Source organism: Shewanella sp. 10N.286.51.B2, assembly GCF_041469265.1.
Lineage (GTDB): Bacteria > Pseudomonadota > Gammaproteobacteria > Enterobacterales > Shewanellaceae > Shewanella.
In genome coordinates, this window is record NZ_JBFRKH010000059.1 from 25,148 (window position 1) to 35,954 (window position 10,807).

A 10,807-nucleotide genomic window follows, 5' to 3' on the forward strand; every position below is an offset into this window, starting at 1 on the left:
TTATATATTTCTAATGATTTCTCACGTTGCCCTCATTATAATAATTAACATATTAGACTTAAGGTGTATGAGTTTTATGAGTGATAAACAATATCATCACGGTGACTTAAAGGCGTCTTTGATTGCTGCAGCCAATACTATCTTGCAACGCGATGGCGCTAATGCCTTGTCACTGCGGGCGATAGCGGCTGAAGTGGGTGTTTCTCATATGGCACCTTATGCGCATTTCAAAAACAAAAAACAATTGCTGAGTCATATTATTGAGTCTGGTTTTGTACTCATGGCTGATGCGATGGAACACTGCACGGCACATCTAGATAAAAATGATGCTGCGGTAGCGGGAGAGTTAGTGTTGGCTTATGGGGTGAGCTACTTAGAGTTTGCCATCGCGAATCCACAACTATACCGTTTGATGCTTGGTCAAGTTGAGGCTTCAGCAATGAAAACGCCAGCATTAAAGACAAGTTCGTCGACTGAACAAAATAACCATAGTGAGAATAGTCATAATGAAAATGAGCAACTAAGACGACCATTTAATTTGCTTCGCTCCGCCTTTGCCTTACAAAATGAAGACAACCAAAAAGTAAAAGCCCAAGCAATTGGCGCTTGGGCTATGGTACACGGCATGGCGGCACTTATGACCGAAGGCCATATTCAGTTACCGCAAGGGGTTAACTTAAAACAATATTTAGCTGACGCCAGCTCGGTTTATTTCAAGCTTAAATCATAATTTCAATGTCGCTTAAGGGAAAAGCCACACAAGAATGACACCAGCCATAAGCTTCATCTGTTGAGCGTAGCTTTGCTTCTGCGGGGTTAAATACCGCGCCGTTTAACACCTTCACTCGACATAAGCTGCATTCACCAGAGCGGCAGGCATTCTCGGCGCTAAAGCCATAACGCTCCATGCTGTTGAGTAATGGCTCATCCACTCTGGCTTCAAAACTGCCTTGGCCTTTAATCGTCACCTTAATCACATCTGAGGCGTTAACATTGCTCGGCCATCCCGCTAAGTTTTGTGGGTTTTTAGGCGGGCCATTACATTCTATTCGTACTCGTCTGGCTTTGACGTTAAGTAGCCTGAGTTGCTCAGCGCAGTGGTCATGAAAGCTGGTAGGCCCGCATACATAGAACATCTTCTGTGATAATTTTTCAGCGTCATCCCCTAACAATTGTGTCAGCCGCTCAACATTAATCCGTCCTGTCATCCCTTGGTATTGCTCGTTGGGACGGGTAATGATCCAACTGATGCGCAAAAAATCATGCTCTTTTTCAAGTTGCTTTAATTCTTCATCAAAAATCACATCAGCTTGATAACTGCTGGTATAGATAAGATGCAGCTTTTGGTTTTTCTTACGCTCAACTAAGGTGTTGGCAACAATGTCTTTGATCATACTTCTGGCTGGGGCAATGCCTGAACCGCCTGCAATGAAGACTAAGTCATCACCGTGAAATAGCGGGTTATGGTAAAAGGTGCCCATGGGACCTGTGCTTTCAAAGCTATCGCCTGTTTTCACTTGATCTAGTAAATAGTTAGATACAAAGCCACCCTCAACCCGTTTGATGGTTAAATCATAATATTCTCGCTGCTGGGGCGCTGAGGATATGGCGTAAGGTCTAGCGGTTTTAGTGCCGTTAATATCGACAAATAAATTAATATATTGGCCTGCCTGAAATGGCGGCAGGGTTTGGGTGTTTGAGGTTAAGCGCAAGGTGACTGTGCTTGGGGTATCGACAATCACCTCACTGACAGTGAGCTTTAATCTTTTAGGATGTAACCGAGCGATAGTTTGGGCCACATTGCCTTTTTGTTCGTTAAAGTCGGTGCCTGCCTGATACAAGTTTTTTTGGTGTGCTAGCGCTTCATTGTAACCGTCGACCGCATGCAAAATATTCACCACGGGGCGTTGTTCTTTTTCGATGACTGAATTAGGCATGTGATAACTCCTGTTGTGGTTGCGAGGCCGCTTTAGGCTTTGATAATTGCTTTAGTACTTCTTTGGCGGTGCTTTGACCGACCATATAGGTTGGCTGGAAGCCGCCCATGCCATTCCAGCAACCTGCTAAGTTGAGACCGGCTACTTCACTGACGCGGCGACGAAATATATTGGCATCTTGGGTGTTTTGCTGGAAACCATATATCGCCCCATGGGGGGTATTTAAGTAACGCATCATGGTTAATGGGGTGGCCACTTCTACTTCTTCAATATGCTCACGAATGTGAGGAAATACTCGCTCGGCGTGATCAAGGAGTTTTTCTGCAAACTGGTATTTGGTACGAGCATAATCTTCAGGGCTGAGTGCTTGCCAAGGTTCGCCATACTGCAAACAAAGTAAAGATAATGCCGACTTACCTTGCGGGGCAAAACTGGGATCATCATGGTTATAGCAGGTCATCATGGTGTGTTTTGGCGGCGTTAACGATTGCATGATCTCATGAGCCACTTCTTCATCTCGATCATCAATAATAAAGTTGGATGCCGCAGTCACGCCGATATCACTTGGGGAGCAATCTAACCCTAGGTAAAGCACAAAAGCAGAGGTGCCAATACGGCGCGACTTCATATCAAATGCGGCTTGTTTCGGCGTTGGGATATCCAGCAGTTCATTGAAGGTGTGTAATGGGCTGGTATTGGAGATAACTTGCTTACAAGTAAATATCTCATTGTGCTCAGTTTTAACCCCAACAACTTGGTTTTTATCAGTAATAATTTTGTCAGCGCCGCAGTTAAAACGAACCTCACCACCCGCATTAAGGAATGATTCCAATAAGGCGCTAGAAATAGCTTGTGAGCCGCCTTTAATATGACAAGGTTTGAATGATGCGTAGGCATATAGCATCACTGCCAAGTCACGAAACGGGAAGTCTTTTGGCGGTAAACCCAGATAGCACCAGTAGGCGGCGATAACGGCTTTAAGATCTTTATTGGTAAAAAATTGATCCAGTAATTCTTTGGCTGGCCTTAAGCCGTACTTCACAAATAACGGGCAGCTTGCTTTTAAAACTGCTTCATCATTTGAATGCCTTACTTTAGGCATGACCATAAAGCATTCCATGGCAAGGCCTGCACATAAATCTAAAAACTGGCCAATATTGTCTGCTTCTTCTGGATAGTGACTCACTAGTGTTTTACCCAGCGCTTTCCAATGTGCTGGCAAAGTAATATCAATTTCAGGCTTAGCGCCGTTAGCTGATGGCATCACAAAGCGATATAGCTCGCGCTCTTCAACCACATCAAGTTGATCCATGATGCCCAGTTCAGTGAATATTTGACGCATGATAAACGGATTTTGCTCAGTGCCCATGCCGCTAAGTTGGTGCAGAGCCACTTCAAATTCAAAATTACCGCGCACAAAAGAGGTGGCACAACCTCCAGGAATATTATGGCGTTCGAGCAATAATGTTCTTGCTCCGCCTCTTTGCAAGGTGGTTGCTGCGGTTAAGCCAGCGTTCCCTGCTCCAATTACAATCGCATCAAAATCTGTCATTGTGGTTTCAGCTCCATTGTTAGTATCAATTTGTTATATCGACTTGCGGTATAAATCCCTTGTGTCCCTTTGAACAGATAAGGCTCGAACGAGTAAGGCAAAGTTAAAAAGCAATCCTTACGGTGTAAACTTTATACTGTAAAGATATGTGTGTTATGTGTGCTTTGTCAAGATTGATTCAGTTAATCATCTCTGTTTTTTTGATCAATTAACTGGCTTTTGGACAATGGCTGTTGGTTTAGTTATCGGTTGAGCTGTCAGTTTTGTTATCGGCACTTGTAACGTCAGTGTTAACTCAGGCGTACAGTAAGGCATGACGTTAATATTCAGTCCTCACTGACTTGAGGCAGTGTTCGTGATTAAATAAATCGTTTTTGAGGCATAAAAATAATAACCGGAGCGATAAACATGAGTTGTCCCCACAGTAACTATCGGGCGATGGAAGAGGATATTCACACCGACTTTAAAGATGTTATGTCCTATGGCGATTATCTACAGTTAAATCAAGTGTTGTCGGCGCAGCAGCCATTATCAGATCAACATGATGAGATGTTGTTTATTGTTATCCATCAATCCAGTGAATTGTGGCTAAAGCTAGCAGGGCATGAACTCAGTGTGGCGATTACCAATATCCAGCAGGGCGATTTTGGTCATGCTTTTAAAGTGATTTCTCGGGTCAAACAGATTTTTAACCAGTTAACTCAGTCGTGGAATATTCTTTCAACACTTACCCCTGTGGATTACCTTAAATTTCGAGATTCTTTAGGCCACTCATCGGGATTTCAGTCTTATGGTTATCGTAAGTTGGAGTTTTTATTGGGTAACAAGAACGCCTCTTTACTAAAAGTGCATGAAAGCGATCCTGTGGTGCATCAAGAGTTAACGCAAATTCTCGAAGCGCCTAGTTTGTATGATGTCACTTTAAAAGTATTGCATGAGCGTGGTTTACATATTGAAGCATTGCAGTTAAATCGTGATTTTAGCCAGCCCTATGAGCGTAATGATTCAGTGTTAAATGCATGGCTAAACGTCTACCAAAATGCCGACGAGCACTTTCAACTGTATGAACTCGCCGAAAAGTTAATTGATATCGAAGACAGTTTTCAGCAGTGGCGCTTTAAGCATATGTATACCGTGCAGCGCATAATTGGCAATAAAATGGGTACGGGCGGCTCATCTGGGGTGGGCTTCTTGAAAAAAGCTCTGGATATTAGCTTTTTCCCTGAGCTGTTTGAGTTACGCACCCATCTGTAAATTTGATTACGGGTTTACTACTATATTTACAACCCTGCTAGCACAAGTACGAGCGCGGGCAGCAATATCAGTAGCGATATCAGTAATAGTATCAGTTACAAATAACACAAGATTACCAATAAAAATAATCGGTTTTGGAGAGCAAGCATGGATCAGGATTTTGCGCTAACACTACAAACTCACTATCAAAGCTTTAAGGTGAGCGAGCGTATTTTATTGTCGGGCCACTCTCATCAAGCCTGGCCTGATGTAGCAAAGCAGGGCTTAGTAAAGTGCTTTGATGATGCCGCAAAACACATAGATGAAAAATGGTCATTAGCCTTTGAAAAAGCCGACCGAGTACGTGACTTTTACCGTGGTTTACTGGGCGAGCCACAAGCGCAAATTGCCTTAGGCGCTTCAACCCATGAACTGATCTTACGCTTTTTGTCCGATTTACACTGCTTTAAACAGCCCCTTAAACGCCCGATTAAGATTGTCACCACAGATGGTGAATTTCACTCCTTGAGGCGTCAGCTGAGCCGTTTAAAAGACATCAATGTTAATATTGAAGTGGTTGAGGTGCAGCCAAGTGACACTTTAGCTGAGCGCATCATCAACAAGCTTGATAGCGATACCGATGCCGTAATGTTATCAGCAGTATTTTTTGGCACCAGTGAGATATTTAACGACGTTGGCTTGGTGGCAAAAGCGGCACAAGATTTAAACATCCCTTGTTTGGTTGATGCCTATCATGCCCTTAATGTAGTGCCATTTAATCTCGATGCTTGGCAGCTCACATCGGCATTTATCGTGGCTGGTGGCTACAAATATTGTCAGGCAGGTGAAGGCAATTGCATGCTGCGCATTCCTGCAGATTATCAGGGCAGCCCGATTATCACTGGCTGGTATGCGGAATTTGAGGTACTTGATCACGTACCGGGGAAAGTGGGTTATGGCCCGGGTCAAAGCGCTTTTGCAGGCTCGACTTATGATCCCGCCAGCCATTACCGCGCCGCTGAAGTGTTTGATTTTTTTGAGCAACATAAGCTTACTGACATCAAGCTGAGGGCGATAAGTCAGCAACAAATTAGCGTTTTATGGCAAGGGATTGAAACTATGGGCTTAAGCCGTGACGTTTTAGCTTTGCCGTCACATAACATCATTGATAATGCTGGATTTTTGTCTTTAACCACCGCCAAAGCCAATCAGTGGGTTGTGGCGCTGGGGAAACAAGGCGTTTTATGTGACAGTCGCGGCAATCAGTTACGCTTTGGCCCCGCACCATACTTATCAAATGCGCAGTTATCTAATGCGCTGAATGCGATTGAGGACTTGGCTAAAAGCTTGAGCTAGTTTTTTACTAAACTTTTTTACTAAATTTCTGTTACTAAAGTTTTTTTGCTTAGCTTTTGCAGCGCTTGTCTGCTTAAAAGATTAACCAGCCATGCTACTTGGCTGGTTAATATTGAGGAGTTAATTTTGAGCGCTTCACTTTATTTACTGGGGAGTTAATGTTTACAGAGGCGTTATCGTTTGTTGAGGGATAAATTGTGACGAATAGCTTGTCGTATCTGGGTGTGAAGCTCGAAGACGCGGCTGAGATCATTTAGATTTAAGGATATGTTTTCTAACATGACCAAATCTACATTATATTCTGGGTAGTGGAGTGACATAGACATGTAGCCAGATAAGTAGCCAGTATGGCTGTACTCTAAAATGCCATCTTCTTTATTGATCCTAAGCCCGTAGCCATAACTCATGTCCGGCCATAAAAATTTAATCTTGGTATGAGACTGTGTCATAAGCCCATAACTTTTTGGGCTGATAAACTTACCAGAATGTAATTTATGCTGAAATGAGGCAAAAGCTTTTGTGGATGCAATTAACCCTCCTGCAGGGAGAAGTGCTTCGTCAATCACTAAATCTGTAGCTGTAAGAACATCTGATTCATTTAGGCCGACAGCCAGTGAAGTCACTTTTCGTCGAATACTATCAATACTGCCCACTTCTGCATAAAGCTCGTCTAGCTTATTATTTTGTGAAAACTGCACAATCTGTTGAGCAAATGATTGTTGGTTTACCTGTTCGAGTAGTTGCCCTAAAAGAGAATAACCAAAGTTAGAGTATTGAAATTGACTGCCAGGTTCAAATTTATTGGGCTGGCCTAACTTGTCAACTCCAGAGGTGTGACTAAGGAGGTGATGTATGGTAATTGTTTCGTTATATCGTTTAGGATCAAAATGAGTTTTTTCGATTGAGCTCGACTCAATACTGTTGTGCTGTTTGGGTTGATTAGGGGCAGCCTCATCAAAAAGATAACTATTCAGTGAACCCTTTAAGTCTAGCTGACCAGCATCGACAGCTTGCAGAATCAAAGTGGCGGTAATTTGTTTAGAAAGAGATGCTATAACAAAGCTAGAACCTTGGGTAATTTCTTTGCCTTTTTGTAACTTGAGCAGTGGCTTACCATTTTCTAGTAAAATGACGCTGCCACTAAATGGCTGAGGTGAATCATCTATGGTGTCCTTGATGATGTAGTTGTAATGCTGACTTTTTTAGGCGCTGTATTACCTAATAACGAGGAGGCATAGCCATAGCTTTGACTAGTTAGTAATAATAAAAAACAGATTAATTTGGTGGTGTTTACACAAACGGTCATTAGTTGTCCTTAACATTATTGGGCAGCATATTTTTTGGGGGTAACTATCTTGTTATCTCAACATTCAAATAAAAAATCAGTTGCTTAACCTTAATTGCGAAGGCTAATTTTATTTTTCACTTTTTGCCTTAATTTTTTATGCTCATCATTATGTAAAAATGATCGATGATAAAGCATCGAGATGGGCGCTTTATTCATTTTCATTGGGCAAGCAAGTAGCTTTACGCCTAGCTTTGTTGCAATCGCTGCAAGTCGTTTAGGGGTGATGGATATGGCATCAGTATGGGCAACATAGGCAAGCTGCGAGACTAGCGAAGTGGCCTCATGAGCAATATCTCTGGGTTTTGGCGCGTCACTTAATAGCATAAATAAGTTCGACTTTTCGCGCCTGACATTGATGGATACATGGCGCTCATTATAAAACTCTTGTTCAGTGATTGAGTCTACAATCCGAGGATGATCTTGTCTTACGGCAACCATCACTTCTTCTTCAGATACCTTTTCACTCACCACGCTTGGGTCGTTAATGGTGACAAAGTCTAATACCAAGTCGACCTTTCGATTTCTGATATCAGTAAAAATCTGCTCTTGATTCAGCGGTGGGGTATACACGTCAATGTCGAGGCTGGCTAAGTCATAAACCAATAAATCAGGGGCATAAATTTTATGGCCTACTTTAAATAGGGCTTCATAAACTAAATCTGACGCTGGCGCGAGTTTAGTCATCATGTAATTCGCATGGGCAGTAGGCTCAATAGAGCGGCCTTTGCGGATAAACAACATATTAGCAATATCGGCTTCAAGTTGTTTTATACGCATACTCACCGCCGCCTGACTGATATTAAAATGCTCGGCAGCTTTAGTGTATGACTGTAATTCATACACTTTCATGAAGGTGTTTAGCAGATTTAAATCCATATTACGGCCTCTTTATTATAATTCAGGCTTATATTTAACATCATTTGTAGCTTATTCATCATTGCCACAGCTTATATATAATACACCTATTGATGATATTTAGTCCCCTTAAACTGATATCTGGCTTTACTTTAAACCGAGGTGTTTATGAAAAAATCAATTATTACTACAGTGATCTTGTCTGTGTGTTCTTCAGCTGTCGTGGCACACGATCATGACCATAGCGCAGGCACCGATGAGCATGCGCTTACTACCACATTCGAATACCAAGGAAAGCCAGCCACCAAAGCGACTATTGCAGCCAATAAAGATTTTGCCAAAACCTTAGACTTTAACAATACCAAGGGTTTTGAAGAAACCCGTAAAGGCTTAATCGCCGAATTTGATGAAACTACCGCAGCCATCATTTGGAATGACTATCGATTTTTAGAAGGTAAAACCCCTGATACGGTGAACCCATCATTATGGCGCCAAGGCCAAGTGAACCATGAGGCGGCAGGCTTGTATCAAGTCTCAGATAAAATCTTTCAAGTACGAGGCACCGACCTTGCCAATATGAGCCTGGTTAGAGGTGAAACAGGTTGGATTATTTTAGATCCATTAACGACCCCAGAGACTGCTGAAGCATCGCTTCGTTTTGCGTTAAACAACTTACCAGAAGACGGCGATTTACCTGTGGTTGCGATGATCTATTCTCACTCCCATGGTGATCATTTTGGTGGCGCTCGTGGTATCCAAAAAATGTTCCCTGATGTGGTGGCTTATGGCTCTAAAAACATCACCAAAGAAATTGTTGATGAAAACGTGCTAGCGGGTAATGCCATGTCACGCCGCGTGTCTTATCAATATGGCACCGTATTGCCAATTGGTGAAACCGGTATTGTTGATGCTGCGCTGTCAAATGCGGTCACTAAAGGCGAGCTAAGCTACGTCAAACCGATTGAAACTAATCATAAAGCTGATATTGAGTCTTGGACTATTGATGGACTTGAATTTATTTTCATGGATGCGTCTGGCACAGAGGCGACCTCAGAAGCTGTGGCCTATATTCCAAGCATGAACGCCATTTGGGCTGCAGAGCTGACCTATAAAGGCATGCATAACATTTACACCTTACGCGGTGCGAAAACCAGAGATGCGCTACTGTGGTCAAAGAAAATTAATGAGGTGATCACTGAGTTTGGTGGTGAAGCTGATGTGTTATTTGCTGCGCATTCAGCGCCGATTTGGGGCAATGAAGATTTAAATGATTTTCTTAAGCTGCAGCGAGACAACTATGGTTTTGTTCATAATCAGTCGCTGCGTTTAGCCAATAACGGCGTTGTGATGCAAGACATTGGCTGGGAGATCCAAAACCTGATCCCAGAAACCATTCAAAGTGCATGGCATACCAATGGATACCACGGTACCTATAGCCATAATGCCAGAGCAGTATATAATTTGTATCTTGGCTATTTTGATATGAATCCGGCAAACCTTAACCCACTGCCAACTCAAGCTGAAGCGGCTAAGTTTGTTGAGTACATGGGAGGCTGTAAAGCGGTGTTAACCAAAGCGCAGGGCGACTTTAGCAAAGGCGAATATAACTTTGTTGCCACGGCAATGAATAAGGTCGTAACCGCTTGCCCTGAGCTACAACAAGGCCGCGACTTACTGGCTGATACCTACGAGCAACTGGGCTATCAAAGTGAAGGCGCGGGCTGGCGCAACGTGTATTTAAGTGGTGCTTATGAACTGCGCCATGGCATTCAAGAAACAGTGTTAAAAGGCAATTCTGCTGATGTGATCAGTGAAATGGACATGGGGATGATTTTAGATTATCTGGCAGTGCAAGTTGATGCCAGTGTTGCCCAACACAATAGCTTTACCATGAATATCGTACTGCCTGATATTAACGAAACTTACTATGTTGAAATGAGTAACGGTAACCTCAACAACATCAAAGTGACTAAAAAGAGCGCTGCAGATGCAACCTTTACCATCAACAAAGAAGATGTTGATAAGTTTAGTTTACAGCAGGTGAGCATCGCGGAATTACTGAAAACCAAGCAAGCCAGTTTACAAGGCGATCAGACAGTAATTCAAAAACTCGCTAAGTCGCTAACCCAAGCAAACCCATCGTTTAAAATTGTGCCATAGGGGAACGAGTATAATCGATTTGTAACATTCAATGTTAAAGGCAGACGAGTTAGTTCACCAACAAAAAATCCCTAGCTATCTAAGCTAGGGATTTTTTCGCTTAGGCTGGCTTAAATGCTAAATATCTCTTGGTTAACTAGATGCGCATTAGTGAAACTATTATTTTATGGCGATTATTTAAGGTATGTATCATGGCAACATGCCTAATAATAAATTATATATTACGTTTAGCTAAGCATTGAAAACCCGAATTCAAATAATAACTGCACACTCTTAATTGAGGTATAGAGGAGGAAGAGAAAAGTACTTTTTATATATTTCAAAAATTTAATATAAAGATATTAATTTAATATAAAAATATTAATA

At 42.3% G+C, this 10,807-nt stretch carries 7 protein-coding genes and 1 pseudogene; 4 read left to right on the forward strand and 4 right to left on the reverse strand.

Features of this window, described 5'->3' with window-relative positions:
• The first annotated feature begins 76 nt into the window (after positions 1 to 76).
• Positions 77 to 730, forward strand: coding sequence for a TetR/AcrR family transcriptional regulator (locus AB4140_RS15910; protein ID WP_198589377.1), 654 nt, complete (start codon positions 77 to 79; stop codon positions 728 to 730).
• On the opposite strand, the gene AB4140_RS15915 is transcribed toward AB4140_RS15910, so the two are convergent.
• Positions 720 to 1,937 (reverse strand): FAD-binding oxidoreductase, encoded by a 1,218-nt coding sequence (locus AB4140_RS15915; RefSeq protein ID WP_102531899.1) that lies wholly within the window; start codon positions 1,935 to 1,937, stop codon positions 720 to 722. The genes AB4140_RS15910 and AB4140_RS15915 overlap by 11 nt on opposite strands.
• Positions 1,930 to 3,489 (reverse strand): NAD(P)/FAD-dependent oxidoreductase, encoded by a 1,560-nt coding sequence (locus AB4140_RS15920; protein WP_102440441.1) that lies wholly within the window; start codon positions 3,487 to 3,489, stop codon positions 1,930 to 1,932. Before AB4140_RS15920 ends, AB4140_RS15915 begins: the two co-directional genes overlap by 8 nt.
• A 408-nt stretch (positions 3,490 to 3,897) precedes the next feature.
• Between AB4140_RS15920 and kynA the strand changes: the two genes are divergently transcribed.
• Positions 3,898 to 4,743, forward strand: a complete 846-nt coding sequence (gene kynA, locus AB4140_RS15925) for a tryptophan 2,3-dioxygenase (RefSeq protein ID WP_372001693.1) — start codon at positions 3,898 to 3,900, stop codon at positions 4,741 to 4,743.
• Between the two features lie 147 nt (positions 4,744 to 4,890).
• The gene (locus tag AB4140_RS15930) at positions 4,891 to 6,078 is read left to right on the forward strand and encodes a kynureninase (protein WP_372001695.1); all 1,188 of its coding nucleotides are present in this window, start codon (positions 4,891 to 4,893) and stop codon (positions 6,076 to 6,078) included.
• A 173-nt stretch (positions 6,079 to 6,251) separates the two neighbouring features.
• On the opposite strand, the pseudogene AB4140_RS15935 reads toward AB4140_RS15930, so the two are convergent.
• Both AB4140_RS15935 and AB4140_RS15940 read right to left on the reverse strand, forming a co-directional pair.
• A pseudogene (locus AB4140_RS15935) lies at positions 6,252 to 7,247 on the reverse strand (serine hydrolase domain-containing protein); the annotation flags it as partial.
• A gap of 227 nt (positions 7,248 to 7,474) precedes the next feature.
• On the reverse strand, positions 7,475 to 8,302 hold the full coding sequence (locus tag AB4140_RS15940) for a LysR family transcriptional regulator (protein WP_372001697.1): 828 nt from the start codon (positions 8,300 to 8,302) through the stop codon (positions 7,475 to 7,477).
• 147 nt (positions 8,303 to 8,449) lie between these two features.
• Here AB4140_RS15940 and AB4140_RS15945 point away from each other — a divergent pair, with 147 nt between their 5' ends.
• Positions 8,450 to 10,441 carry an alkyl/aryl-sulfatase gene (locus AB4140_RS15945; RefSeq protein WP_372001699.1) on the forward strand — a complete coding sequence of 664 codons (1,992 nt, stop codon included), beginning with the start codon at positions 8,450 to 8,452 and terminating at the stop codon, positions 10,439 to 10,441.
• The last annotated feature ends 366 nt before the right edge of the window (positions 10,442 to 10,807 follow it).